Source organism: Streptomyces sp. NPDC051105 (assembly GCF_040682795.1).
Classification (GTDB): domain Bacteria; phylum Actinomycetota; class Actinomycetes; order Streptomycetales; family Streptomycetaceae; genus Streptomyces.
In genome coordinates this window covers 430,754-457,316 of the sequence record NZ_JBFBBR010000003.1, presented here as the reverse complement: position 1 = coordinate 457,316, position 26,563 = coordinate 430,754, and the positions used below count along the sequence as shown (strand labels likewise).

Here is a 26,563-nt window from a genome sequence, read left to right as displayed (position 1 = left end):
CCCGTATCAGACCAAAGACTCACAACCCTGAGAGGGATTGACGCATAGTGCTCGACGTCAACTTCTTCGACGAGCTCCGGATCGGCCTGGCCACCGCTGACGACATCCGTCAGTGGAGCCACGGCGAGGTCAAGAAGCCCGAGACGATCAACTACCGCACCCTCAAGCCGGAAAAGGACGGGCTCTTCTGCGAGAAGATCTTCGGCCCCACCCGCGACTGGGAGTGCTACTGCGGCAAGTACAAGCGTGTCCGCTTCAAGGGCATCATCTGTGAGCGCTGCGGCGTCGAGGTGACCCGTGCCAAGGTGCGCCGTGAGCGGATGGGCCACATCGAGCTCGCCGCCCCCGTCACGCACATCTGGTACTTCAAGGGTGTCCCGTCGCGCCTGGGCTACCTGCTCGACCTCGCCCCGAAGGACCTGGAGAAGGTCATCTACTTCGCGGCGTACATGATCACGTTCGTCGACGAGGAGCGCCGCACCCGCGACCTGCCCTCCCTGGAGGCGCACGTCTCCGTGGAGCGCCAGCAGGTCGAGAACCGCCGGGACTCCGACCTCGAAGCCCGCGCCAAGAAGCTCGAGGCCGACCTGGCCGAGCTGGAGGCCGAGGGTGCCAAGGCCGACGTGCGCCGCAAGGTGCGCGAGGGTGCCGAGCGTGAGATGAAGCAGCTGCGCGACCGTTCGCAGCGCGAGATCGACCGCCTCGACGAGGTGTGGACCCGCTTCAAGAACCTCAAGGTCCAGGACCTCGAGGGCGACGAGCTGCTCTACCGCGAGCTGCGGGACCGCTTCGGCACCTACTTCGACGGCTCGATGGGTGCCGCGGCGCTACAGAAGCGCCTGGAGTCCTTCGACCTCGACGAAGAGGCCGAGAAGCTCCGCGAGATCATCCGCACCGGCAAGGGCCAGAAGAAGACCCGTGCCCTGAAGCGGCTGAAGGTCGTGTCCGCGTTCCTGCAGACCTCCAACAGCCCCAAGGGCATGGTCCTGGACTGCGTCCCGGTCATCCCGCCGGACCTTCGCCCGATGGTGCAGCTGGACGGTGGCCGCTTCGCGACCTCCGACCTGAACGACCTGTACCGCCGTGTGATCAACCGCAACAACCGCCTGAAGCGCCTTCTCGACCTCGGTGCGCCCGAGATCATCGTGAACAACGAGAAGCGCATGCTCCAGGAGGCCGTGGACGCGCTCTTCGACAACGGTCGTCGTGGTCGCCCGGTCACCGGCCCCGGTAACCGCCCGCTGAAGTCCCTCAGCGACATGCTGAAGGGCAAGCAGGGTCGATTCCGTCAGAACCTGCTCGGCAAGCGTGTGGACTACTCCGCGCGTTCCGTGATCGTCGTCGGTCCGCAGCTGAAGCTGCACCAGTGCGGTCTGCCGAAGGCGATGGCGCTGGAGCTCTTCAAGCCGTTCGTGATGAAGCGCCTGGTCGACCTGAACCACGCGCAGAACATCAAGAGCGCCAAGCGCATGGTGGAGCGCGGCCGCACCGTCGTGTACGACGTCCTCGAAGAGGTCATCGCCGAGCACCCGGTGCTGCTGAACCGTGCGCCCACCCTGCACCGCCTCGGCATCCAGGCCTTCGAGCCGCAGCTGGTCGAGGGCAAGGCCATCCAGATCCACCCGCTCGTCTGCACCGCGTTCAACGCGGACTTCGACGGTGACCAGATGGCCGTCCACCTGCCGCTCTCCGCGGAGGCGCAGGCCGAGGCGCGCATCCTGATGCTGTCCTCGAACAACATCCTCAAGCCCGCCGACGGCCGTCCGGTGACGATGCCGACCCAGGACATGGTCCTCGGTCTGTTCTTCCTCACCACCGACAGCGAGATGCGGGACGTCAAGGGCGAGGGCCGGTCCTTCGGCTCCGCGGCCGAGGCGATCATGGCGTTCGACGCGGGCGACCTGTCGCTCCAGTCGAAGGTCGACATCCGCTTCCCGGTGGGCACCATCCCGCCGCGCGGCTGGACCCCGCCGGCCGTCGAGGAGGGCGAGCCGGAGTACCAGACGGGCGACAGCTTCCGGCTGCGTACCACCCTGGGCCGCGCGCTCTTCAACGAGCTGCTGCCCGAGGACTACCCGTTCGTCGACTACGAGGTCGGCAAGAAGCAGCTCTCCGAGATCGTCAACGACCTCGCCGAGCGCTACCCCAAGGTCATCGTGGCGGCGACGCTCGACAACCTGAAGGCGGCCGGCTTCTTCTGGGCGACCCGTTCCGGTGTCACCGTGGCCATCTCCGACGTCGTCGTTCCCGAGGCGAAGAAGGCGATCGTCGCCGGGTACGAGGCCAAGGACGAGAAGGTCCAGAAGCAGTACGAGCGCGGTCTGATCACCAAGGAAGAGCGCACGCAGGAGCTCATCCAGATCTGGACCCAGGCGACCAACGAGGTCGCCGAGGCGATGAACGAGAACTTCCCGAAGACCAACCCGATCTTCATGATGGTGAACTCGGGCGCACGAGGCAACATGATGCAGATGCGTCAGATCGCCGGTATGCGTGGTCTGGTGTCGAACGCCAAGAACGAGACGATCCCCCGTCCGATCAAGGCCTCCTTCCGTGAGGGCCTGTCGGTGCTGGAGTACTTCATCTCGACCCACGGTGCTCGAAAGGGTCTGGCGGACACCGCTCTGCGTACCGCCGACTCGGGTTACCTCACCCGTCGTCTGGTCGACGTCTCCCAGGACGTCATCATCCGCGAGGAGGACTGCGGCACCGACCGCGGCCTCAAGCTCCACATCGCGGAGGTCGGCGCCGACGGCGTGCTGCGCAAGGCGGAGAACGTCGAGACGTCCGTGTACGCGCGCTGCCTCGCCGAGGACATCGTGGTCGACGGTCAGGTGCTGGCCCCGGCCGGCACCGACCTCGGTGACGTGCTCATCGACGAGCTGGTGGCCCGTGGTGTCTCGGAGGTCAAGACCCGCTCGGTCCTGACCTGCGAGTCCGCCGTCGGCACCTGCGCCATGTGCTACGGCCGTTCGCTGGCCACCGGCAAGCTGGTCGACATCGGTGAGGCGGTCGGCATCATCGCCGCCCAGTCCATCGGTGAGCCCGGTACCCAGCTGACGATGCGTACCTTCCACACCGGTGGTGTGGCCGGTGACGACATCACCCAGGGTCTGCCGCGTGTCGTCGAGCTCTTCGAGGCCCGTACCCCGAAGGGTGTCGCCCCGATCTCCGAGGCCCAGGGCCGCGTGCGGATCGAGGAGACCGAGAAGACCAAGAAGCTCGTCATCACCCCGGACGACGGCAGCGACGAGACGGCGTTCCCGATCTCGAAGCGCGCCCGGCTCCTGGTCAGCGAGGGCGAGCACGTCGAGGTGGGCCAGAAGCTCACCGTGGGTGCCACCAACCCGCACGACGTGCTGCGCATCCTGGGTCAGCGTGCCGTCCAGGTCCACCTGGTCGGCGAGGTCCAGAAGGTCTACAACTCGCAGGGTGTGTCGATCCACGACAAGCACATCGAGATCATCATCCGGCAGATGCTCCGCCGCGTGACGATCATCGAGTCCGGCGATGCCGAGCTGCTGCCCGGCGAGCTGGTCGAGCGCTCGAAGTTCGAGCACGAGAACCGTCGTGTGGTCCAGGAGGGCGGTCACCCGGCCTCCGGTCGTCCGCAGCTCATGGGTATCACCAAGGCCTCGCTGGCCACGGAGTCCTGGCTGTCGGCGGCGTCCTTCCAGGAGACGACGCGAGTCCTCACGGACGCGGCGATCAACGCCAAGTCCGACTCGCTCATCGGCCTCAAGGAGAACGTCATCATCGGTAAGCTCATCCCGGCCGGTACGGGTCTGTCCCGCTACCGCAACATCCGGGTTGAGCCGACCGAGGAGGCGAAGGCCGCGATGTACTCGGCCGTCGGCTACGACGACATCGACTACTCGCCGTTCGGCACGGGCTCCGGCCAGGCCGTTCCGCTGGAGGACTACGACTACGGTCCGTACAACCAGTAGTAGTTGGTTCTGAAGGGCGGCCACCCCGTTGCATACGGGGTGACCGCCTTTCGGCGTTTACGGACTCGCCGCTCATTGCCTACGTTTCACCATTGAGTGGTGAATTTGTCGAGCGTGCCGGAGAGATGGAATGGTTGTTCACCTGGCCCGTCAGCTCAACACGGCATGATGTGGCCTGTGACCTGCGCAGACTCCGTCTGGAGTGCCGTCTCACCGGGGCGCGGAAACGCAGAGCACGACCGCGGAGAACCGCCTTCCGGAATTCCGACCGCACCGGTCCTGACCCCACCCGCCAGGGAATGGCTCGGCCACCGAGAACGGCTTATCGCCGCCGCCGGGCCAGGAGAAGAGAAAAGACGGGGAGCGGAAAGCGCGGGGACCGAGACGAGGAGCGCGGAGCCCGTAGAGGCCGGCGCCGGTGGTCTCCGAGACCCCTCGGATCAGACCCGGGTGGACGAGGAAAGGGCGCCGGGTTCTGTGCGGCCGTGAACCGACCGCCCGGGGCGAGGGGCTGCCGGGGCCCGGGTGGTGGCCCTTCTCCGCGACCTGGAGGGACCAGCCGGTTCAGGTGGACAGGGCGTTCCGCCAGTGCGTGCCGCCGCGGAAGCGTGGGTCCTTGCGGCGGTCGGCGCCGGCGTCAAGGAGCCGGGCGAGGGCCGGGAGTCCGGTGGGGGCTCGGCGGCGCCGTAGCGGGCGAGGGGCGGCCGGTGGCACACGGAGGGCGCGGGCGGCTCGGCGGGTCCCCGGTGGCCGTCCCGGCGCCGTTCTGAGCCGTGCTCACGACCGTGATGCCCCCTGAGGAACGCCGAAGGAAGGGCTGCGCCTCGCCGCCGGCATCTCCGGGGCCGTGGTGGCTGGTCGCGCCCACGTGGCGGAGCCGTGAACCCCACCCGGCCCCGCATCCCCGAAGGGGTGCCGAGGCGAACCGGCGCACGGAAGATCCGATCGGCCCCGCACGGGTCGCGAATCCGGGCGCCGTCGGCCCGCACCGCTCTCCGTTCGCGTGTCGTCCGCCTTCGTGGTATATCGGGACCCCTCACAAAACCGCAGCTCAGCCCCTCCACGGCCGGTCCCGCTTCTTTTGTTTTGACCGAAGTGATTGCGCTGGGTACGCTCAGACCTTGTGCCTGGGGTGTGCCCTGATCCTCGTGCGTGCCTTCAAACCGCACCGGAGTGACGAAGTGGCCACCGCGATCCGCGCCCCCTTCTGCCGTTCGGCAGGAGTCCGCGGAATCCGACACACCCGACCGCGTGGGTCGGCGACGTTCCAGGTTAGCTTCACCATCGGCACACAGAAACCGGAGAAGTAGTGCCTACGATCCAGCAGCTGGTCCGCAAGGGCCGGCAGGACAAGGTCGAGAAGAACAAGACGCCCGCACTCGAGGGTTCCCCTCAGCGTCGTGGCGTCTGCACGCGTGTGTTCACGACCACCCCGAAGAAGCCGAACTCGGCCCTGCGTAAGGTCGCGCGTGTGCGTCTGACCAGCGGTATCGAGGTCACTGCTTACATTCCGGGTGAGGGACACAACCTGCAGGAGCACTCCATCGTGCTCGTGCGCGGCGGCCGTGTGAAGGACCTGCCCGGTGTTCGCTACAAGATCATCCGCGGCTCGCTCGACACCCAGGGTGTCAAGAACCGCAAGCAGGCCCGCAGCCGCTACGGCGCCAAGAAGGAGAAGTAAGAATGCCTCGTAAGGGCCCTGCCCCGAAGCGCCCGGTCATCATCGACCCGGTCTACGGTTCTCCTCTTGTCACCTCGCTCATCAACAAGGTCCTGCTGAACGGCAAGCGCTCCACCGCCGAGCGCATCGTGTACGGCGCCATGGAGGGCCTGCGCGAGAAGACCAGCAACGACCCGGTCATCACGCTCAAGCGCGCGCTGGAGAACATCAAGCCCACGCTTGAGGTCAAGTCCCGCCGTGTCGGTGGCGCCACCTACCAGGTGCCGGTCGAGGTCAAGCCCGGCCGCGCCAACACCCTGGCGCTGCGCTGGCTGGTCGGCTACTCCCGCGCCCGTCGCGAGAAGACCATGACCGAGCGTCTGCTCAACGAGCTTCTCGACGCTTCGAACGGCCTCGGTGCGGCCGTCAAGAAGCGCGAGGACACCCACAAGATGGCCGAGTCCAACAAGGCCTTCGCGCACTACCGCTGGTAGTCGCTACCCACATCGAGACCGAGAGAAGACTGAAGCCTTATGGCTACCACTTCACTTGACCTGGCCAAGGTCCGCAACATCGGGATCATGGCCCACATCGACGCGGGCAAGACGACCACTACCGAGCGGATCCTGTTCTACACCGGTGTGTCGTACAAGATCGGCGAGGTGCACGACGGCGCCGCCACCATGGACTGGATGGAGCAGGAGCAGGAGCGTGGCATCACGATCACCTCTGCTGCCACCACCTGTCACTGGCCGCTGGAAGACGTCGACCACACGATCAACATCATCGACACCCCGGGCCACGTCGACTTCACCGTCGAGGTGGAGCGTTCGCTCCGCGTGCTCGACGGTGCCGTGACGGTGTTCGACGGCGTCGCTGGTGTCGAGCCCCAGTCCGAGACCGTTTGGCGTCAGGCGGACCGCTACGGCGTGCCGCGTATCTGCTTCGTCAACAAGCTCGACCGGACCGGGGCCGAGTTCCACCGCTGCGTGGACATGATCAAGGACCGTCTGGGCGCGCAGCCGATCGTCATGCAGCTCCCGATCGGTGCCGAGGCCGACTTCCAGGGCGTCGTGGACCTGGTCCGCATGAAGGCGCTCGTGTGGTCCGCAGAGGCCACCAAGGGCGAGATGTACGACGTCGTCGACATCCCGGCCACGCACACCGAGGCTGCCGAGGAGTACCGCGGCAAGCTGCTGGAGGCCGTGGCCGAGAACGACGAAGAGATCATGGAGCTGTACCTGGAGGGCGAGGAGCCCTCCGAGGAGCAGCTGTACGCCGCGATCCGTCGCATCACCATCGCGTCCGGCAAGTCCAAGGACATCACGGTCACCCCGGTGTTCTGTGGTACCGCGTTCAAGAACAAGGGCGTCCAGCCCCTGCTCGACGCGGTCGTGCGCTACCTCCCCTCCCCGCTTGACGTCGAGGCCATCGAGGGCCACGCCGTCAACAACCCGGAGGAGGTCGTCAAGCGCAAGCCGTCCGACGACGAGCCGCTGTCCGCGCTGGCGTTCAAGATCATGAGCGACCCGCACCTCGGCAAGCTCACCTTCGTCCGGGTCTACTCGGGCCGCCTGGAGTCCGGCACCGCCGTGCTGAACTCCGTCAAGGGCAAGAAGGAGCGCATCGGCAAGATCTACCGCATGCACGCGAACAAGCGTGAGGAGATCGACTCGGTGGGCGCCGGCGACATCATCGCCGTCATGGGTCTGAAGCAGACCACGACCGGTGAGACGCTGTGCGACGACAAGCAGCCGGTGATCCTGGAGTCCATGGACTTCCCGGCGCCGGTCATCCAGGTCGCCATCGAGCCCAAGTCGAAGGGCGACCAGGAGAAGCTGGGCGTCGCGATCCAGCGCCTGGCCGAGGAGGACCCGTCCTTCCAGGTCCACTCGGACGAGGAGACCGGCCAGACCATCATCGGTGGTATGGGCGAGCTGCACCTCGAGGTGCTGGTCGACCGTATGCGCCGTGAGTTCAAGGTCGAGGCCAACGTCGGCAAGCCGCAGGTCGCGTACCGCGAGACGATCCGCAAGGCCGTCGAGCGCGTCGACTACACGCACAAGAAGCAGACCGGTGGTACCGGTCAGTTCGCCAAGGTGCAGATCGCGATCGAGCCGATCGAGAGCGGCGACGCCTCGTACGAGTTCGTGAACAAGGTGACCGGTGGCCGCATCCCGAAGGAGTACATCCCTTCGGTGGACGCCGGTGCGCAGGAGGCCATGCAGTTCGGCATCCTCGCCGGGTACGAGATGACGGGCGTCCGCGTCACGCTTCTCGACGGTGCCTACCACGAGGTCGACTCCTCCGAGCTCGCGTTCAAGATCGCCGGTTCGCAGGCCTTCAAGGAGGCCGCGCGCAAGGCGTCCCCCGTGCTCCTTGAGCCGATGATGGCCGTCGAGGTCACCACGCCCGAGGACTACATGGGTGAGGTCATCGGCGACATCAACTCCCGCCGTGGTCAGATCCAGGCCATGGAGGAGCGGGCCGGTGCCCGCGTCGTGAAGGGCCTCGTGCCCCTCTCGGAGATGTTCGGTTACGTCGGCGACCTGCGCAGCAAGACGTCCGGCCGGGCCAGCTACTCCATGCAGTTCGACTCCTACGCCGAGGTTCCGCGGAACGTCGCCGAGGAGATCATCGCGAAGGCCAAGGGCGAGTAACGCACCGCGCTACGACGCTTTAGGCTTGACCCCGGAGCCTCACGGGCCGTTCCTCCGCATTCGTGGCGGAATGGCCCGGGGCCCGGGAACCAACAGCAAAGATCACCTGGCGCCGATCGAATCAAGGCGTACAGAACCACTCCCAGGAGGACCCCAGTGGCGAAGGCGAAGTTCGAGCGGACTAAGCCGCACGTCAACATCGGCACCATCGGTCACATCGACCACGGTAAGACGACCCTCACGGCCGCCATTACCAAGGTGCTGCACGACGCGTACCCGGACCTGAACGAGGCCACCGCGTTCGACAACATCGACAAGGCGCCCGAGGAGCGTCAGCGCGGTATCACCATCTCCATCGCGCACGTCGAGTACCAGACGGAGACCCGTCACTACGCCCACGTCGACTGCCCCGGTCACGCGGACTACATCAAGAACATGATCACCGGTGCCGCGCAGATGGACGGCGCGATCCTCGTCGTCGCCGCCACCGACGGTCCGATGCCGCAGACCAAGGAGCACGTGCTCCTGGCCCGCCAGGTCGGCGTGCCGTACATCGTCGTCGCCCTGAACAAGGCCGACATGGTGGACGACGAGGAGATCCTGGAGCTCGTCGAGCTCGAGGTCCGTGAGCTCCTCTCCGAGTACGAGTTCCCGGGCGACGACCTGCCGGTCGTCAAGGTCTCCGCGCTCAAGGCCCTCGAGGGCGACGCCGAGTGGACCCAGTCCGTCCTCGACCTGATGAAGGCCGTCGACGAGTCCATCCCGGAGCCCGAGCGTGACGTCGACAAGCCGTTCCTGATGCCGATCGAGGACGTCTTCACGATCACCGGTCGTGGCACCGTCGTCACCGGTCGTATCGAGCGTGGTGTCCTCAAGGTCAACGAGACCGTCGACATCATCGGCATCAAGACCGAGAAGACCACCACCACGGTCACCGGCATCGAGATGTTCCGCAAGCTGCTCGACGAGGGCCAGGCCGGTGAGAACGTCGGTCTGCTCCTCCGTGGCATCAAGCGCGAGGACGTCGAGCGCGGCCAGGTCATCATCAAGCCGGGTTCGGTCACGCCGCACACCGAGTTCGAGGCGACCGCGTACATCCTGTCCAAGGACGAGGGTGGCCGTCACACGCCGTTCTTCAACAACTACCGCCCGCAGTTCTACTTCCGTACCACGGACGTGACCGGCGTCGTGACCCTCCCCGAGGGCACCGAGATGGTCATGCCGGGCGACAACACCGACATGAAGGTGGAGCTGATCCAGCCCATCGCCATGGAGGAGGGCCTGAAGTTCGCCATCCGTGAGGGTGGTCGCACGGTGGGCGCCGGCCAGGTCACCAAGATCAACAAGTGATCTCGGCCCGCAAGGGCTGACCAGGTAGGTATCCGAAAGGCCCGTACGACTCCGGTCGTACGGGCCTTTTGGCGTGCCGATGGCCCGAAACTATTCGGGGCGTACGACCCCTGGCTCCCGGGAGCCACTCACCCCACCATTTGTCATGCCGCTGACCAAATTCAGGTGGAGGGGTGAGGCATGTCTGTGAGCCGCAGAACCGTGCTGGGCGCGGGCGCCGCCGCCGTACCGGTGCTGTCGTCGGGTCTCGCCCGGGCGGGCGGCGACGGCGAGCCGAGGGTGACGGACCCCGGGGCGTACATCACCTTCACCGGTGGGGCCTTCCCGCTCGTCGGCGCCCCGGTCGTGGTGAGCGCCGGGGATCACCCCGGAGTCGTACGGGTGGCGGGTGACCTCCGTGCCGACATCGAGCGCGTGACCGGCGTTAGGCCGGGCTCGACGATCGCCCGGCACGTGGTGCTCGTCGGCACGATCGGCCGCAGCCCGCTGATCGACGGCCTGGTGGCGTCCGGCAAGCTGGACGTGACGGGCGTGCGGGGCAGGTGGGAGACCTCGCTCCAGACGGTCGTCGACCGTCCCCTCCCTGGCGTGGAGAAGGCCTTCGTCATCGCGGGCAGCGACCCGCGCGGCACGATCTTCGGGGCGTACGACGTCTCCTACGGCATCGGGGTCTCGCCCTGGTACTGGTGGGACGACGTGCCGCCGGTCCACCGCGACCGGGTGTGGGTGCTGCCGGGCCGCCACACCCAGGGCACGCCGGCGGTGAAGTACCGCGGCTTCTTCGTCAACGACGAGAACCCGGCGCTCGGGACCTGGGCCCCGGGCCACTTCGGGCCCGGCAAGGCCCCCGGCTACCCGGGCGGCTTCAACGCGGACTTCTACGCCCGTGTCTTCGAGGTGCTGCTCCGTCTGAAGGGCAACTACCTCTGGCCGGCGGTGTGGGGGCGGGCGTTCGCGGAGGACGACCCGGAGAACCACCGCAGGGCCGCGGAGTACGGCGTTGTCATGGGCACGTCTCACGAGGCCCCGATGATGCGGGGGATCGAGGAGTGGAACCGCCACGCGACCGGCGGGACCGACCCCTACGGGGGCACCGGCGAGTGGTCGTACCTGCGCAACCCGAGCGCGATCAGGGCCTACTGGCGGGCCGGCATCCAGCGGATGGCCGACCAGGGCTTCGAGGGCGTGGTCACCCTCGGCATGCGCGGCAACGGCGACACCGGCCTCCCCGACGGTGACGGCATCGAGCTGATGCAGGAGATCATCGCCGCACAGCGGCAGATCATCGAGGAGGTCACGGGCAGGCCGGCCGCCGAGACCCCTCAGGTGTGGACGCTCTACAAGGAGGTCCAGCGCTACTGGGACCGAGGGCTGAGGGCGCCCGACGACGTCACCGTGGTCCTGACGGACGACAACTGGGGCAACATCCGCAGGCACCCGTCCCCGGCGGAACCACGGAGCGGCGGATACGGCCTGTACTACCACTTCGACTATGTCGGAGCCGGCCGCAACTACAAGTGGGTCGACACGGCCAACCTGCGCAACGTCTGGGACCAGCTCCACCAGGCGCACGCCTACGGCAACCACGGCCTGTGGGTGGCCAACGTGGGCGACCTGAAGGGCAACGAACTGCCGACCCAGTTCTTCCTCGACTACGCCTGGAACCCGGAACGCTGGGACATCGACCGGCTGGGGGAGTGGGAGCGGGGGTACGCGCGCCAGAACTTCGGCGCGGAGGCGGCCCGGGAGGTCGCCGAAGTGCTCGCCGCCTACGGCCAGTTGCAGGCGCGCCGCAAGCCGGAGCTGCTGAACCGCCGGATCACGCTCGCGGACGACGGCCAGGTGGTGTACGACGATCAGCAGACGCCCTTCTCCTTCGAGCACCGTGAGTTGGAGCGGGTGACCGAGGAGTGGCGGGAGCTGGGGAGAAGGGCGACGCGGATCGAGCGCCGGCTGCCGGCGGCGGTTAGGGACGCGTGGTTCGAACTGGTCGGGTACGAGGTGACGGCGACCGCCAACCTGTACGCGCTGCGGGAGGCCGAGTTCACGAACCTGCGCTACGCCCGGGAGGGCAGAGCGGCGGCCAACGACCGTGCGGCGGAGGCGGAGCAGGGCCTGCTGCGGGACTTCGCCCTGGCCGAGCGCTTCGACTCCGCTGTGGCGGGTGGCAAATGGCGGGGTTTCCAGACCCAGCCGCACATCGACTACGGGGACGTGGACCGGTACGGCCCCAACGCGCCCTGGCAGCAGCCGGAGAAGGACAACGTGGCCCTGCCGGACGTCCTGTTCCCGGCGGTACGGCGGATCGAGGTGCCGGAGGCGGCGGGGCTGGGGGTGTCGGTGGACGGGGACGCGCCGAGTCTGCCGTCGTTCAGCCCGTACCAGACCCGGCCGCAGCAGTACGTCGAGGTGTTCAACCGGGGCCGTACCCCCTTCGACTACCGGGTGGAGACGTCGGTGCCGTGGCTGCGGGTGGACCGTCCTCGGGGCCGGGTGGCGCGGCAGGTCCGGGTGGAGGTGCGGGTGGACTGGTCCCGGGCACCGGCCGGGCGGTCCGCGGGGTCGCTGACGGTGAGCGGGGCGGGGGAGTCCGTGACGGTGGGATGCGTCGCGGAGAAGCCGTCGGCGCGGGGGCTGCGGGGCTTCGTCGAGGCGGGCGGCTATGTGGCGATCGACGCGGAGCACCACGACCGCGCGGTCGGCGGCTGGCGCCGGCTGGAGGGCATCGGCCGGACCGGCGCGGGAATGACGGCGTGGCCGGTGACGGGGGGCTGGGGAGACGCGTGGCCCCGGCTGGAGTACGAGGTGACCCTGCTGTCGGCGGGGGACGTGACGGTGTGGGCGTACCTGTCCCCGCGGAATCCGGCACTGCCGGGCACGGTCGGGCTGCATTACGCGGTGTCGTTCGACGACGCGGACCCGGTACCGGTGGACATCACGACCGGCGCGGACGACGGCCTGCTGAACGTGGTGTGGGCGCGGAACACGTCGGACAACGTGAACCGGACGGCGACTCGCCACACGGTGGGATCCGGGACCCACCGCCTGCAGTTCTGGGCGGTTGACCCCACGGTGGTGGTACAGCGGCTGGTGATCGACACGGGCGGGCTGACGCCGACGTATCTGGGGCCGTCGGAGAGCCGACGGCTATGAGGGAACAGGCTGCGATTCCGGCAGGCCCGGGCCATCCGGGACACAGGTGTGCCAGGGGGACCGCCTCGGTTCAGTCCTTCGGGGCGAAGAGCAGGTTCCGGGTGCGCGGGGGCCGGGGCTCGTACCAGGGCACCAGCGTGCCGTCGGCCTCGGTGATCCAGTGGGCGTCGTAGCCGAGCGGCTCGAACTCCGCGAAGAGGTCGTCGAGGGGGGCGTTGGCCAGGGCCTCGATCACCAGGGCCGGCCGGTCGCGCTTCAGCACCTGGCGGGCCCCGTGCAGCACGGACATCTCATGGCCCTCCACGTCGATCTTGACGAGGTCCAGCTTGGTGTCGGCGAAGACCTCGTCGAGCGTGACGAGCTGGATGTGCTGGAGCCGGGCGTCGGAGGCGACGCCCTCCAGGGTCGAACCGGTGGACAGCAGGTTCCCGGAGAAACGGACACTGATGTCGGCCCAGCCGGGCTTGCTGGAGACGCCGGCCTGGTAGAGCTTGACGTTCTGGACGCCGTTCGACCGGACGTTCACGGACAGCCGCGAGTGGATCTGGTCGACCGGCTCGAAGGAGTGCACCTTCGCTTTCGGACTGGCGTGCGCGGCGATCATCGAGAAGTAGCCGACATGGGCACCGACGTCCGCGATCGTCGCGCTCCGCGCCGCCAGCCGGGACCAGGTGCCGAGGGTTCCGGGCTCGTAGCCGAACCTCCCGTTCCACAGGGTGTCCATGGCGACCGCATCGTCGTTCACACAGAGCATCACAAACGGCGGACAGTACGGCGACTCGATGTCGACGTAGCCGCGGTACGGGAACTTCTTGCGGTGTTCGCGGATGATGTCCTTGGTGGTGACCGGCCTGACCGATGGTGCGTGGGCCAGCATGCGGGCGTTGGCGGCTTCGACCTCCGAAATACGCATTGGGCGATGGTAAAGCCGAGGTCAGAAAATGTCACAGGGTTTGAAAATGATCAGGAAGGGAAACTCGCAGGTTTTTGTGAGCGGAAATTCCGGAGGCTGTTCATTTCGAATAACCCGGAATTAACCCGTCCTTTTACTTGGTTACTTGGGCTGCATGAAGAGCTCGGCCGTGGTGGTGGCTGTGGCGGCGCGGGTGAGCCAGGTGGTGAGGGTGTCGTGGTCGTCGCAGGTGGTGATGCGGTCGCGGGCTTCGTCGCTGATGTCGATGCCGCGACCGGCGAGGACGACGAGGAGGGCTTCGGCGAGGCCTTCGGCGCGCAGGGCCTTGGCCGTCTGGGACTGGAAGATGGAGAGGTCGACGGCCATGAGGTGCCTCCAGAGGTCCGCGGCCGGCGTCTTGCCCCCGTCGGCCGGTTGTACGACACCGTCCGCGAGACCACCCGGCCGTTCGGCAGCCGTTCGCGCGTCCGGGACAGGTAGCCGTGGGCCTCCAGTTCGCGCAGTGCCGCCGCGATCCGCACCTCGCCCTCCGGGAAACGCCCGGTCAGCGACTTGATGTCTACGCGGGCGCCGGTCGGCAGCGACTGGATGTGGCCGGCGAGGCCGATCGCGGTGAGGGAGAGTTCGCGGTGCTGGAGGAGGCGGTTGTCGACCACCGTGTACCGCGTGGTGAGCCGGACGTTGACGTGGGTCACCCCGTACGAGGGGTTCGACCCGGGAACGGCTGACCGGGCGCGCGAGGGCGCGCTAGTGTGCTCTGCATCCATCGGGAAGGTACTGCTTCCTGGGTGGTCAGGCCCTCGATCGGGATCGCTAGTCCCGGCCGGGGGCCGTCGTATGTGCGTCGCGGGTGACCGTACGTTGCCCTATCGGTCACCCGGTGTTGTCGCGGCGAGCATATGCCGGGCAACCGGCACCGAATCCAGCCCAGTTGGCCATGTTCACTCCGGAGAGTGACGGGCGGCGCCGGGGAGGCGGGTGGGGTTGGGGAGGGGAATTTCCCTGGGTTTTTAACTACTTGGCGTCGGGCGTCACCGCCTCGCGGCGGACCGTGTGACGGTGAGTTCGGCCCAGACGGTCTTGCGGGGGCGGGGTCCGAGGGAGACGCCCCAGCGGTCGGCGAGGGCCTCGACGATCACCAGCCCGCGGCCGTTCTCGTCCTCCCCGGAGGGGAGTTGGAGGCGAGGGTGGCGCTCCTCGCAGGTGTCCGTCACCTCGACGCGGACCGTGTTCCCGACGACGTACATCAGCAGCCGGAAACCCCGGCCCGCCGTCCGACCGTGCGTCGCCGCGTTGGCCGCCAGTTCCGCGACGACGTGCGCCGCGTCCTCCGACGGCAGCCCCCACGACCGCAGCTGCTCCGTCGCCAGCAGCCGCGCCAGCCGCGCTCCTCTGCGCGTGGGTGACAGCAGCACGCTGAAGTTGCGGATCGGGCAGTCGAGGGGGGTGGAGATTTCCTGGTTCACGTCACTCAGCGTGGCCGCGTGTGTCTACCGTGAACAGTGACGGAGCCGTTGTGTACGGTCACTGTCCGCTGCTTGTCCGGTGCTGTCCGGGCTGTCGGACACGGGCGTACGGGTAGGGCGTCGTCGAGGCACGGTCGTACGACGGAGGGGTGCGGGATGAGTGTGGACGGCGCGGTGGCGCGGCTCAAGAGCGAGGCGGACGAGCCGGGTTGGGAGGTGGATCCCGATGACGACTGGGGCCTCGCGGTCATCGCGACCGTCGGGCGGCAGCTGAAGCTGCGACGGGAGGCGGTGGGGATGCGCGCCGCCGAGTTCGGGGTGGCGGTCGGGTACGGCGAGGACATGGTCTACAAAATCGAGGGTGGGAAGCGGATTCCGCGGCCGGAGTATCTGGACAGGGCGGACGAGGTGCTGGGGGCGGAGGGGCTGCTCTCGGCGATGAAGGAGGACGTACGGCGGGTCCGGTACCCCAAGAAGGTGCGGGACCTGGCGCAGCTGGAGGCGAGAGCGGTGGAGCTCCAGCTCTACGACCCGCTCCACATCCACGGGTTGTTGCAGACACCTGAGTACGCGCGCGGGCTGCTCCTGATGCGTCGCCCGGCATACACCGGGGACGAGGTGGAGCGGTTCATCGCCGCGCGCGTGGCCCGTAAGGCCGTCTTCGAGCGGGACCCGGTGCCCGAACTCAGCTTCGTTCTGGAGGAATGGACGCTTCGGCGTCCGCTCGGCGGGCGGACGGTGCTCCGTCGGCAGCTGGAACACCTGCTGGAGGTCGCGCAGTTGCGGAACGTCGAGCTTCAGGTGATGCCGATGGACCGTGAGGAGCACGCGGGGGTCGACGGCGGTATCGAGGTGCTGAAGACCGAGGACGGTTCGGCGGTGGGGCGTTCGGTAGCAGTGGCCAACGGCCGACCGGTGTCCGATGCGAAGCAGCTCCGTATCCTTGAACTGCGGTACGGCATCATCCGGGCGCAGGCGCTCACGCCACGTGAGTCGACTGCCTTCATCGAACAACTGCTGGGGGAGACATGATCCGCAAGACCACGGCCGAGGACGCCTCCGGTCTGACGTGGTTCAAGAGCAGCTACAGCAGTGGCAGTGAAGGCGACTCCTGCGTCGAAGTCGCCGTCAGCCCCGCCACCGTCCACATCCGCGACTCCAAGAACACCGCGACCCCGTCCCGCGGCCCCCACCTCACCTTCCCACCCGCCACCTGGACGGCCTTCCTCTCCCACGCGGCCGCCGCCGACGAGTGAGGTAGGCCCGCAAGTTGTGGACGGTGTCGGCAGGTCACCCCACCCGTGAGGCGTCGAAGCGGACCTCCGCCGCCGGAGCCACGGTGACCGACCGCCCCGCGTACTGGATGACCGAGAAGACGCCGTTGTGGTGCGCGACGATCTGTGCAGCGGTAGGCCGGTCACCCGCCGGACGTTCCATCGTGGTGTGGCCGTCGGCGACGAGGACGAGGTCGTAGCCGTGGGAGAGGGCGCTGCGGCTGGTGGAGTCGACGCAGTAGTCGGAGGCGTAGCCGGTGACGACGAGACGGTGTACCGCCAGCTCGGCCAGGACTTCGCCGAGTGCCGTGCCGAGGAACGAGTCCGCGCTGTCCTTGTCCAGGACGACGTCCCCCGGCCGGGGTGTCAGCGTCGGATGCACTTCGAGCCACTCGGCGGGCATGCCGGCGAACCGCTGTCGCAGATAGACGACCGGCACCCCGGCCGCGCGCGCCCGATCCGCGAGCTCGGCGACCCGCCCCAGGCAGGCTTCGCCGTCGTGGGCGTCCTTCAACAGGGCACGCTGCATGTCGATGACGAGCAGTGCGGTGTCCGGCATGTCGTGAGTCTGTCCCCGAGCCGGACGGACTACTCCGCCTTGTTCCCGCCACCACCCTGTTGCTGCTGGCCCTCCGGCCGCACCGCGTCCTTCGCCTTCTTCGCGAGGTCGTCATCCAGTTTCTTGAACTCGCGGACCACGGTGTCGGACATGTCGGCGAGGGAGTCGATCTGCTTGGTGATGTCCTCGCGGCCGTCGTGCCAGTTGGACTCGAAGTCGTCCAGGGCGTCGTAGACCGTGCCGCTGCCGACGTCGTCCTTGTAGGACTCGAACATCTTCTTGGTGTGGTTGAGGCGTTCCTTGATGGAGCGCAGCTTGCGGCCGTAGTCCTCAAGCTCGCTCAGCGGTATGGCGAGATCGCTCTTGCCGTTGCCCACGTGACCGTCCCCCGTTCGCGCGTCTCGTAGTCTGGGCCGCACCGTATATCAGATCATCGGGGGAGGGGTGGCGTACAGCATGGCCCGCTACATGGAGACGCTCACGATCGAGCGCGGCGGCTTCCGGATCAAGGTGCCGGAGTCGTGGTGGGAGTTCGACGTGCGGCCGGAGTCGCGGGACGACTCGATCCGGCGGATGGTGAACGAGCGCATCGCCCAGTACCCGGAGCTCGCCCCGTACCGGGACACGTACGTCGGCTTCCTGCGCAAGTCCGCGACCGACGCGTGGAAGTCGGGCGCGATGTACTGCGGCTGCATGGCGGAGAGCTTCGGCGGCGACACCCCCATCACCGGCTCGGTCACGGTGTCGCTGGTCGGCGGCCGCACGCGCGAGGGCGCGCCGCTCTCCAACGACCCGGCCGCCATCGCCGCCCAGCTCGCCCCCAAGGAGGCCCACCGGGAGGGCGACTCCTGGCGCAAGGTGACGACCGTCGACATCCCCGGCGTCGGCCCCGCCGCCCGTACCTACGGGATCGAGGACATCCCGGTCCCCGAGGACAGCCTGGGCCGCACCATCCGCGCCATCCTGATGCAGACCTTCATCCCGGTCCCCGGCCAGGAGGGCAAGGTCGCCCTGGTCGCCGGCAGCAGCCAGGTTCTTGACCTCGCCGACTCCTTCTTCGACATCTTCGACGCGATCACGTCGACGTTCCGGTTCGCGGACTGACCCTTTGCGGTGGGAGACGCGGTGGCAGACCGGCGAGGGTCTGCTGGGGCTCGACGACCCTGCGGAGTGGGACGCCGCGTTCGAGCGCGGCGAGGATCATCTCGGCACGGCGGTGATCGGGCTGGCGTTCCACTGCCCGCTGGAGGAGGCGTCGCCCCGGATCGTGAGGGCGATGAAACTCCCGGACCAGGAGGAGCGGGGGTACGCCTGCACGGCGGCGGGCACCGCGGCCCGCCTCAACGGCCGGCTGACCCCGGAACTGTTTGCCGCGCTGCGCGCCGAGGGGCCGGTCGGTACGGCCGAGGACGCGATCGGCGACACGCTCACCTTCGTGCCGTTCCGGGACCTGCCACCGTGGTTCAAGAGTCGGTGGGTGTACGTGACGGTGCGCGGCGCGCTGGAGCACTGGTGGCTGCGGTATACGGACACGGTCGAGGACGCTCGGCGGATCCTGCGTGGACGCCGCCCTCGCTGAGGGACTGAAGCGGAGCGTCCTGCATCCCCGGGTAAGCGACTTGATCTACTACTCGGACCGGAACGCACGGCCGAGGAAGTGGTGGACCAGGCTCTGGCCTACCGCCCGATCGCGTTGTGAGCCTGACCCGCCGGGCTTCACCTCGAACGGCCGTTCCTAGTAAGTTCGCGTGTGCACAGGCTTGTTGACGGGGCGTACGCGACGGGGGTTGCGGGGACATGGCGGGTTACCGACCGGCGGACTGGCATCCACTCGACCTGGACAAGGACCCGACCCCCGGTGACCCGCAGCGCGTCCGCACTCTCGCCGCGCAGCTGCACACCTTCGCCGACGATGTCTCCGACGCGCTGCGTCTGGTCAAGGGCATGGCCGGCGAGGACACGCTCCTGCAGTGGGCGGGCAAGTCGGCCGAGGTGTTCAAGGAGCAGTTCAAGGATGTCCCGAAGAACCTGAAGAAGCTGAAGAAGTCCTACGAGCTGTGCGGTGACGCGCTCGCGGACTACTGGCCGAAGCTGGAGCGCGCGCAGGCTCTTGCCGACAAGGCCCTGGCCAAGGCGAAGGAGGCGCAGTCGGACCTGTCCTCCGCCAAGTCCCGTCTCTCCTCTGCCGATTCCTGGGTCATCCGGGCGACGAAGGAAGCCGACAAGTACAAGGACGACCCCACCGGCAGCAAGTCCACCGCCGACAAGCCCGACGAGGGCAAGGTCCGCGCCGCGACCCGGGACGTGCAGAGCGCCAAGTCCGCGCACACCCAGGCCCAGTCGGACGTCACCACCGCCCAGAACGCCCTGGACGCGGCGAAGAAGATGGCCGAGGACGCGCGGAAGATGCCACCAGGTGACGAAGGCCTACGACGCCTTCGGCCGGATCAGCAGCGTCACGGACCCGGAGGGGCAGGTGACCAGTTACCGGTGGACACCCGAGGGAAAGCTCGCGCGGAGAGTCGGCCCGGAGGGGGCGACCGAGACGTGGGAGTACGACGGAGAGGGCAACTGCACCCGTCACGTGGACGCGGGCGGCGGAATCACGACGTACGAATACACGCATTTCGACTTGCTGAGTGCGCGGACCGACCCCAATGGAGTTCGTTACGAGTTCTCCTATTCACCGTCCCTGAACCTGACCAGGGTCACCGACCCAAGAGGGCTGACCTGGGAGTACACGTATGACGCGGCAGGTCGGCTGATCGGCGAGAAGGACTTCGACGACCGTCGGGTCCACTACGGCAGGGACGCCGCCGGTCGGCTGGTCCCGCACCAACCCTCTCGGGCAGACCGTCCGTTACAGCCTGGACGCGGTCGGCCGGACCATCGCGAAGGACGTGGCCGGCGAGGTCACCTCGTACGAGTACGACGCGGACGGCCTGCTGAGCCGGGCCCTGGGCCCGGGCTGCGATGTGATCCGTCACAGGGACACTGCAGGTCGGGTCGTCGCCGAGACCACCAACGGTCGTACGCTCTCCTTCCGCTACGACGCCCGGGGAAGGCGCACGGCACGCACCACACCAACCGGCGCGGTCGCCGAGTACACGCTCGACGCGGCGGGCCGGACCACGTCACTGACCACCTCGGGCCACCGTCTCGACTTCGCCCACACCGCGGCGGGACGCGAGACATCGCGCGCGATCGGTGACTCGTTGTTGCTGGAACACGACTGGGATCCGGCAGGGCGCCTGGTCGGCCAGAGGCTGTCGGCCGCACGCGAGACCGTGGAGCAGCGCGCCTACGCGTACCGCCCGGACGGCTACCTCGTGGGCGTGGAGGACATGCTGGCCGGGCCGATCTCGATCGATCTCGACACTGCCGGGCGGGTCACCGGCGTGCGAGCGCATGACTGGATTGAGTCCTACTCCTACGACCAGGCCGGCAACCAGGTCGAAGCGACGTGGCCGCAGCAGGGTGCGAGCTCGGTGCGGTACGACTCCGACGTGGCGGGCCGGGTGACCGCCAGGCGTAAGCGTCGCCTGTCCCGCAAGCCGGACGTCTGGACGTACGAGTGGGATGCCGAAGACCGGCTGACGTCCGTCACCACACCGGACGGGACAGTCTGGCGTTACGGCTACGACCCCATGGGGCGCCGGATATCGAAGACGCGGTGTGCGGCCGACGGTGTGACGCCGGCCGAGGTCACACGGTTCGTCTGGGACGGCACGACCCTCGCTGAGCAGACCACGGTCGCCGACGGCCGGCCGGATCCCGTCACCCTCACCTGGGATCACGACGGCCTGCACCCGCTCACACAGACGGAACGCATCACCGATGCGGCGACCCGGCAGGAGATCGACTCCCAGTTCTTCGCCATCGTCACCGATGTCGTCGGCGCTCCCACCGAACTCGTCGACGAAACCGGCACGGTCTCGTGGCGATCGAGGAGGACAACCTGGGGAGTCACGGCCCAGGCCGGGGAGAACACCGCGTCCACGCCGTTGAGCTTCCCCGGGCAGTACCAAGATCCGGAGACGGGCCTCCACTACAACTATCACCGCTACTACGACCCGGAGACCGGTCGCTACGCCTCCCAGGACCCCGTCGGCATCGAGTTCGCTTTCAATCCGGTCGCCTATGTCCACAACCCATGGCGATGGGTGGATCCGCTCGGTCTGGGACCGTGCAACGGGGTCATCGAGCACAACGGGAACGTCCACTACCTTCCGCTGGACGCCGAGGGGCGGGCGACGGGCGTCAACGCGGTGATCTCGAAGGACATGCTCGACACCGGAACTTCCGCGGCCCAGGATATTCACCCCTCCGGATGGAGCGGGCACGGCACGCAATTCAATGAGGGGCGCGGGCACCTGCTGGCGGATCGACTGGGCGGGCGGGGTGACCTGGAAGAGAACCTGGTGACTTTGACTCAGGATCCGACCAACACGCCGATCATGCGGGATCAGATCGAGCAGAAGATCTATGACGCGGTGTCCGGTGGGGAGACCGTCAGATACGAGGTTCGCGCCCACTATCCTGAGCCCGGCGACGTGGCCCCCCATAAACTCACGTTCCACGCCCGGGGGGACAAGGGGTTCACTCTCGACGAAGAACTGGAGAACCCTGCGGGTATGTTCGGACTCGGAGAAACGGAGATGCTGTGACCGCACGAGAAGAGTTGCTGCGACTGGTGCCGCCCCCGGAGGGCGTGGTGGCAGACATCGATTGGGAGCGAGTCGAGGAAGAGCTGGATATCTCGCTGCCAGACGACTACAAATGGCTGACGGAGCGATACGGGTCAGGCTCCTTCGACCAGTTCATGACCATCCTTCATCCGAGTTCTCGATTTTATCCGACGCGCCTCGTCGATGCTGCCGAACGTGCCGCCGAACTATTGGAGCAAATGCCGGAGAGTCTACAGAAGAGAGTCCCGTACGAGATCGGATCGCTGCTGGCCGTCGGGAAGACCGACAATGGTGACACGATTTACTGGATTACCGATCCAGAAGAAGATCCGAACGCGTGGACCGTGACGGCGAATGGGGCGCGCAACACCAAGTGGCCGCACTTCGAGGGCGGCATTGTGGAATTCCTGGTGGCGATCCTCTCCAAGGCGACCCGGATGGATGTGTTTCCCAGCGATTTCCCGCACCCGCACCCCGTCTTCACTCCGGACCCCGATCCGAGCGCCCTTCGTCGCCGATGAAAGGCGGGGCGGGATAACCGTCCTGTCCGAAGGCGCGCACGACGTAGATGCCGTGCCCGCAGTCCCTGCAACGGACTTCCGCGTAGCCCGTCATGTCGGTTCGCCGCCCCACTTCCCGGCACGTCAAGGCCTGCGAGTCGCAGTCGGGGCAGTGGGCGGCCGTCACCTCGACCTCACCGCGCAGGATCTCCCTGCCCAGCACCGACCACCTGTTGTCGTGCACTGCGTCCATCCGCTGGCCTCCAAGAGGAACGGCGACCCTGCCGGGAGCGAGTTTCGCAACGACAGGCGGAACCTTCAATCGGCGGCGTTGGACGGCCGGTGTGCACGGCAACCGGTCGGCGCGTGTGCCGGACACCTCGATACGAGGTCTTTCATGTACTGGGGCAAGGGTAGTGAGTGGAATAAGTAAATGGTTGATGTAAGTGTGGAAGTGGGTCGGCTGTCCGATCTTGACGAACTCAACGGCCAGGCCGTGGAGGGAGTCCTCACCGCCGCCGGGTGGACGGGGGAGCGCAGGAACCCCGGGGAGGCGTGGGCCACCATCTGGCGGCGCGACGGGGCCAGCGCATGGGTCCAGGGCAACGCACCTGTCGAGGTGCGGTTCACTCTCTGGTCCCGAGACGTGCAGGACGAACGGCCGGATCCGGACAGCTACATCGAAGAGCTCTACGACGCGGCAGTGGCGGAACTCCCGACGGTCGTCTCGCAGCTGACATCGGGAGTCATCGGGCCGCGGCTCCAGGAGTCGGACAGGGATCTGACAGGGGTCGAGGACTTCATCGACCACAGCGCGTGGCTCGTCGAGGACAAGGTCGTCCTGGCCGGGGTCAAGCACGATGACACCGACGCGCCCGTCCAGCTCGTCGTCGTACTGCACGAGGACGCCCCGGATGCCTGCGACGAGGACGACGAGGACGACGACTGGTGACGGGCCCCGAGGCCGGCGGCGTCTGCCGGGCGGAATTCCTGATGGATCTCGACGACGGCATGGCCGAGTACTTCCGCGACATCGCGAACGAGATGGTCTCGCGGTTCGGTATCTCTCGGGCGGAAGCGGTGGCCAGGATCAACGAGCGATATCACGGCGCGGAGATCTCCGCGTACCCCGATCTCATGTGCCACGAGTTCCCGGAGTACTGGTCGTACGGCCTGTACTACTACCCGAACGAGTCCGGGCACCTGCCCACCGGTGATGAGGACGACGACGAGGGCTTCGACGTGTCCGCCCTGCGCGTCCGCCCCGCGCCTCCGACGGACTCGCCCTACTGGACCCTTGAGGCCTGACCGTGCTTCCTTGTCGCGGTCGGGGCAGTGCACCGCCGTCACCTCGACCGCCGCGTCCAGCTGCCGGTCTCCCGGCCGGGCCGGACACCCCGGAAGGAACCATGGATCTGCAGTCCACCGTCACCGCGATCCCGCGGGCCACGCCGATCGACGGCCTGGACCGTGCCTGGACGTGGCGGCTGCACCCGGTGCTGAACTTCGCGGGCGCGCTGACCGCCGACGGCACCCGGCCCCTGGGGATTCTGATCGCGCCCTGTTCTACGCCGAGCGTCAGCGCAAGGTCGGTACCCCGCCCCCTTCCGCCCGGGTCAGCGTGACCCCGGTCAGACCGCGCAGTCGGCGTTCCGCGAGAGCCGCGAGCCGGCCGGCGGACGGTGGGGCGGAGCCCAGGCCGATGGCGTAGCGGACGGGGTTCGCGGTGAAGGGGCGGGGCCAGGCGTGGCAGTCGGGGGCCGACGTCGAGAGGTCGGTGACGAGGGCTCGCATCCTGCCCCGCACCCGGCCCTCGTCCGCGTCCGGGCCCACCGTGAGGACCGCCCAGGCCGCGTGGCGGCGGTGGAGCGGGGGAGGGGCGAGGAGTTCGGCCCGGGGGTAGGGGTCCGTGGTTCCTTCCAGCAACTCCCAGGCACGGAACAGCTCCTGGGTTACCAGGTCGCGCATGCCCGCCGTCACCTGGTCGGTGCAGGGGCGTACGGGGGCGGAGGGTGTCGTGATGGTGAGGGGGAGGTGGGGGCGGGTTCGGTCGGCTGTCCTGCCCACCGGCTCCCGCCAGTCCCAGGCGGCCCACGTCGCGAAGAAGTGCCGTAGGAGATCGCCCGGCGCGAGGTCGCCGGCCTCGGCCGTGGTGCGGGCGGCCAGGACGGACCAGGCCAGGCCGGGCAGGCCGCCGAACGGTGCCGAGTCCAGGCCCCGGGCCCTCGCCCATGCCTTGACCTGCGTGGCCAGCCGGGCGAAGGCAGGCCCGTGCCCGCCCACCGAGGCCAGCACCGCTTCGGCGTCGCTCGCCGCGCTGAGCGCGATCGCGGCCGCCTCGCCCAGCTCGGTCCGGCGTGAAACCGCCTCCGCGGGGTCCGTCGAGTCCGTGGTGACCACGACCAGGTCCACGTCCAGCCCGTCGATCCGCAACCGCAGACCGGGTACGCGGGCCCCGACCACCTCGCGCACATCCGTCGCTTCGGGGAGAGCAGCGGCCAACCGTGCCTGTACGGCGGGGAGTCCGACCGTGCCGGGCAGTACCGCGACCAGGTCCAGGTCCGCACCGGGCAGCGCGCAGCCCAAACGCCGGGAGCCGACGACATGGACGACACCGTCGGAGAACGCGCTCTCGATGCGGCGGGTGGTCTCCTCGGCCACCCGCTCCATGTCCTGGGCCCCGCCCTGCGCGGCCTCCTCCGCCCACCGCACCTCGCCCGTTCCCAGCGTCACCGTGGCCCGCACCCGCATCGGCTCGTCCCCGCGCCGCGAGAGCAGTGCCAGCTCGCCGACCCTGGCCGGCATCGGGGCGAGCCGGGCCGCGCAGGCCTCGGCCAGGGTGTTCGGGTCGGTGGTGCGACCCAGGCTGAGATGAGGGGTGAAGCCGGTGCGGCGGCCACCGCAGCGGGGGAAGTGGCGCAGGAGCGTGCGGTGCAGGTCGGCCCAGGGCTCATCACCCGAGGCGGCGGGATCGAGCCAGACGGTGGCGTCGTCCCGGTGGCCGAACCACTGCACCCCCTCCAGCCGGGCGTCGAAGGGAGCGGCGGTGGCCGTCGCGAGCACCGCCGCCGCCCGCTCGAAGGTGTGCTCCGGTACGAATCCGAAGAGCAGGTTCACATGCGGGGGCCAGCGGCGGATCTGCGGGTCGTGGTCCCGGCGGATCTCCTGCAGCGGGGCCCACAGCTCCTCGGGCGGGAGCCACGCCAGCGCCGTCCGGGGCGTCGGTCCTTCGGCGAGGGAGTCCAGGGCGTCCGCCTCCGGAGCGCCCAACGCGAGCTCGGCCAGGACACCGTAGTGATCGGAGATGTACGTGCCCTCCGCCGACGGCGCGTTACCGCGAAGTTCGGCGCGCCCTACCCGCAGCCCCTCCCCGCGCAGCAGCACCCGGTCCAGGCGCGAGACCCGGCCCGTCAGCGACGAGATCGCGGCCAGCGGATTGCTGCCCGGGTCGAAGGTCGGGGTCGTGTCGTCGGCGCCGTGCACCTCGCTCCACGCGTCCCGCAGGCCCACCGTCACCTGCGGTGTGTGGCCGCCGTCGTTGAAGTCGCCCATCAGGACCAGCTCGGCGTCCACGCCCGCCAGGCCCTCGGCGATGCGGGTGAGTTCCGCCGTGCGCCGGTCGGCGCCGTTCTCCGAGTGGTCGCTGCTCAGATGGGTCGCCGCGATGACGACGGGCCGTGCGCCCGCCGCCACGACGAGGGCGGTCACCGCCTTGTGCGGGCCCAGTTCGTGGTGCGCGGCCTCGATGACGGGGAGCCGGCTCAGGAGCAGCAGACCGCACGCGTCGACGTCCCGCCCTCGCGGGTCCGTCCCCAGGGTCCAGCCCGCCCGCACCCACTCCTCGCCCAGCAGCAGGGCGAGGAGTTCCGCCTCGACCTCCTGCAACGCGATCACGTCCACGTCCGCGTCGCGCAGGGCCCGCAACAGGAGAGGCCTGCGCCCGGCACTGTCGATGCGGTCGGCGTCGTAACGGTCCCAGAGCGTGTTCCAGGTCAGTACCCGCACACCGCCGGATACCCGAACACCCCCGGATAGCCGAGCACCGCCGGACGCGTCTCCGCGCCGCGCGGGCGCGGGCCCCCAGTCCGCGCCGTCCCACGCGTACGGCGTACGGGCCGTGAAGAACGGCGCCCGGAGCAGCCGGGCCTCGTGAACCCGCCCCGCCTCCGTCGCGTCGATCCGGTCCGCCCCCGTGGCCCGGTCCCACACCACCTCGCCGTCGGCCTCGATGAACAGCACCCGGTGCCAGGGGATCTCGCCCCCGGGCACGAACGCGGGCAGCGGGACACGCTTCGGCGCGGCGCCGCGCTGGAGGACGCCGAGGACGAAGCGGGCGGGGTCGAAACGCGCGTCCCAGCGCACCCGGTGATAGATCTCCTCGCTCGTACGCACG

The 26,563-nt window shown here is 68.4% G+C and carries 21 protein-coding genes and 2 pseudogenes; 17 read left to right on the top strand and 6 right to left on the bottom strand.

Features of this window, described 5'->3' with window-relative positions; genetic code table 11:
- The first annotated feature begins 47 nt into the window (after positions 1-47).
- The 6 genes from AB0N16_RS09550 to AB0N16_RS09525 all read left to right on the top strand — a co-directional run bounded on the left by AB0N16_RS09550 (position 48) and on the right by AB0N16_RS09525 (position 12,770).
- Positions 48-3,947, top strand: a complete 3,900-nt coding sequence (locus AB0N16_RS09550) for a DNA-directed RNA polymerase subunit beta' (RefSeq protein WP_365794771.1) — start codon at positions 48-50, stop codon at positions 3,945-3,947.
- A gap of 1,309 nt (positions 3,948-5,256) precedes the next feature.
- Positions 5,257-5,628: a 30S ribosomal protein S12 gene (gene rpsL / locus AB0N16_RS09545; protein WP_003948652.1), complete on the top strand. Its 372-nt coding sequence runs from the start codon at positions 5,257-5,259 to the stop codon at positions 5,626-5,628.
- A gap of 2 nt (positions 5,629-5,630) precedes the next feature.
- Positions 5,631-6,101 (top strand): 30S ribosomal protein S7, encoded by a 471-nt coding sequence (rpsG, locus tag AB0N16_RS09540; RefSeq protein ID WP_007384059.1) that lies wholly within the window; start codon positions 5,631-5,633, stop codon positions 6,099-6,101.
- Between the two features lie 39 nt (positions 6,102-6,140).
- A complete protein-coding gene (fusA, locus tag AB0N16_RS09535) occupies positions 6,141-8,267 on the top strand; it encodes an elongation factor G (RefSeq protein WP_365794769.1) in 2,127 nt (708 codons plus the stop codon).
- A gap of 156 nt (positions 8,268-8,423) precedes the next feature.
- Positions 8,424-9,617, top strand: a complete 1,194-nt coding sequence (tuf, locus tag AB0N16_RS09530; RefSeq protein WP_351693772.1) for an elongation factor Tu — start codon at positions 8,424-8,426, stop codon at positions 9,615-9,617.
- Between the two features lie 180 nt (positions 9,618-9,797).
- On the top strand, positions 9,798-12,770 hold the full coding sequence (locus AB0N16_RS09525) for a glycosyl hydrolase 115 family protein (RefSeq protein ID WP_365794767.1): 2,973 nt from the start codon (positions 9,798-9,800) through the stop codon (positions 12,768-12,770).
- 70 nt (positions 12,771-12,840) lie between these two features.
- Here the strand turns inward: AB0N16_RS09525 and AB0N16_RS09520 are convergent, their stop codons facing one another.
- From AB0N16_RS09520 to AB0N16_RS09510, 3 genes are all read right to left on the bottom strand, one after another.
- Positions 12,841-13,683: an FkbM family methyltransferase gene (locus tag AB0N16_RS09520; protein ID WP_365794765.1), complete on the bottom strand. Its 843-nt coding sequence runs from the start codon at positions 13,681-13,683 to the stop codon at positions 12,841-12,843.
- 141 nt (positions 13,684-13,824) lie between these two features.
- Positions 13,825-14,049, bottom strand: coding sequence for a hypothetical protein (locus AB0N16_RS09515; RefSeq protein WP_365794763.1), 225 nt, complete (start codon positions 14,047-14,049; stop codon positions 13,825-13,827).
- A gap of 665 nt (positions 14,050-14,714) precedes the next feature.
- The gene (locus tag AB0N16_RS09510; protein ID WP_365795225.1) at positions 14,715-15,158 is read right to left on the bottom strand and encodes an ATP-binding protein; all 444 of its coding nucleotides are present in this window, start codon (positions 15,156-15,158) and stop codon (positions 14,715-14,717) included.
- A gap of 147 nt (positions 15,159-15,305) precedes the next feature.
- On the opposite strand from AB0N16_RS09510, the gene AB0N16_RS09505 reads away from it, so the two are divergent.
- Positions 15,306-16,181, top strand: a complete 876-nt coding sequence (locus AB0N16_RS09505; RefSeq protein WP_365794761.1) for a helix-turn-helix transcriptional regulator — start codon at positions 15,306-15,308, stop codon at positions 16,179-16,181.
- Positions 16,178-16,405 carry a DUF397 domain-containing protein gene (locus AB0N16_RS09500; RefSeq protein WP_365794759.1) on the top strand — a complete coding sequence of 76 codons (228 nt, stop codon included), beginning with the start codon at positions 16,178-16,180 and terminating at the stop codon, positions 16,403-16,405. The genes AB0N16_RS09505 and AB0N16_RS09500 overlap by 4 nt, the downstream gene beginning before the upstream one ends.
- A gap of 34 nt (positions 16,406-16,439) precedes the next feature.
- Here the strand turns inward: AB0N16_RS09500 and AB0N16_RS09495 are convergent, their stop codons facing one another.
- Together AB0N16_RS09495 and AB0N16_RS09490 are read right to left on the bottom strand one after the other, a co-directional pair.
- A complete protein-coding gene (locus AB0N16_RS09495; protein ID WP_365794757.1) occupies positions 16,440-16,982 on the bottom strand; it encodes an isochorismatase family protein in 543 nt (180 codons plus the stop codon).
- Positions 16,983-17,011: 29 nt separating this feature from the next.
- Positions 17,012-17,359, bottom strand: a complete 348-nt coding sequence (locus tag AB0N16_RS09490; RefSeq protein WP_181802795.1) for a hypothetical protein — start codon at positions 17,357-17,359, stop codon at positions 17,012-17,014.
- 79 nt (positions 17,360-17,438) lie between these two features.
- On the opposite strand from AB0N16_RS09490, the gene AB0N16_RS09485 reads away from it, so the two are divergent.
- From AB0N16_RS09485 to AB0N16_RS09445, 9 genes and pseudogenes are all read left to right on the top strand, one after another.
- Positions 17,439-18,086: a hypothetical protein gene (locus tag AB0N16_RS09485; RefSeq protein ID WP_365795224.1), complete on the top strand. Its 648-nt coding sequence runs from the start codon at positions 17,439-17,441 to the stop codon at positions 18,084-18,086.
- A 4-nt stretch (positions 18,087-18,090) separates the two neighbouring features.
- On the top strand, positions 18,091-18,561 hold the full coding sequence (locus AB0N16_RS09480; protein WP_365794755.1) for a hypothetical protein: 471 nt from the start codon (positions 18,091-18,093) through the stop codon (positions 18,559-18,561).
- 218 nt (positions 18,562-18,779) lie between these two features.
- Positions 18,780-19,313: pseudogene (locus AB0N16_RS09475) on the top strand (putative T7SS-secreted protein); the annotation flags it as partial.
- A gap of 85 nt (positions 19,314-19,398) precedes the next feature.
- Positions 19,399-19,728 (top strand): annotated as a pseudogene (locus tag AB0N16_RS09470) (hypothetical protein); the annotation flags it as partial.
- Positions 19,729-19,882: 154 nt separating this feature from the next.
- Positions 19,883-21,649, top strand: coding sequence for an RHS repeat-associated core domain-containing protein (locus tag AB0N16_RS09465; protein WP_365794753.1), 1,767 nt, complete (start codon positions 19,883-19,885; stop codon positions 21,647-21,649).
- Positions 21,646-22,191 carry an SMI1/KNR4 family protein gene (locus AB0N16_RS09460; RefSeq protein ID WP_365794751.1) on the top strand — a complete coding sequence of 182 codons (546 nt, stop codon included), beginning with the start codon at positions 21,646-21,648 and terminating at the stop codon, positions 22,189-22,191. Before AB0N16_RS09465 ends, AB0N16_RS09460 begins: the two co-directional genes overlap by 4 nt.
- A 412-nt stretch (positions 22,192-22,603) precedes the next feature.
- A complete protein-coding gene (locus tag AB0N16_RS09455; protein WP_365794749.1) occupies positions 22,604-23,122 on the top strand; it encodes a hypothetical protein in 519 nt (172 codons plus the stop codon).
- The gene (locus AB0N16_RS09450; protein ID WP_365794747.1) at positions 23,119-23,478 is read left to right on the top strand and encodes a hypothetical protein; all 360 of its coding nucleotides are present in this window, start codon (positions 23,119-23,121) and stop codon (positions 23,476-23,478) included. The genes AB0N16_RS09455 and AB0N16_RS09450 overlap by 4 nt, the downstream gene beginning before the upstream one ends.
- A 101-nt stretch (positions 23,479-23,579) precedes the next feature.
- Positions 23,580-23,795 carry a hypothetical protein gene (locus AB0N16_RS09445; protein WP_365794745.1) on the top strand — a complete coding sequence of 72 codons (216 nt, stop codon included), beginning with the start codon at positions 23,580-23,582 and terminating at the stop codon, positions 23,793-23,795.
- Here the strand turns inward: AB0N16_RS09445 and AB0N16_RS09440 are convergent.
- Positions 23,749-26,562: a poly(A) polymerase gene (locus AB0N16_RS09440; protein WP_365794743.1), complete on the bottom strand. Its 2,814-nt coding sequence runs from the start codon at positions 26,560-26,562 to the stop codon at positions 23,749-23,751. The two genes, AB0N16_RS09445 and AB0N16_RS09440, sit on opposite strands and share 47 nt — an antisense overlap.
- Position 26,563 lies beyond the last annotated feature (1 nt).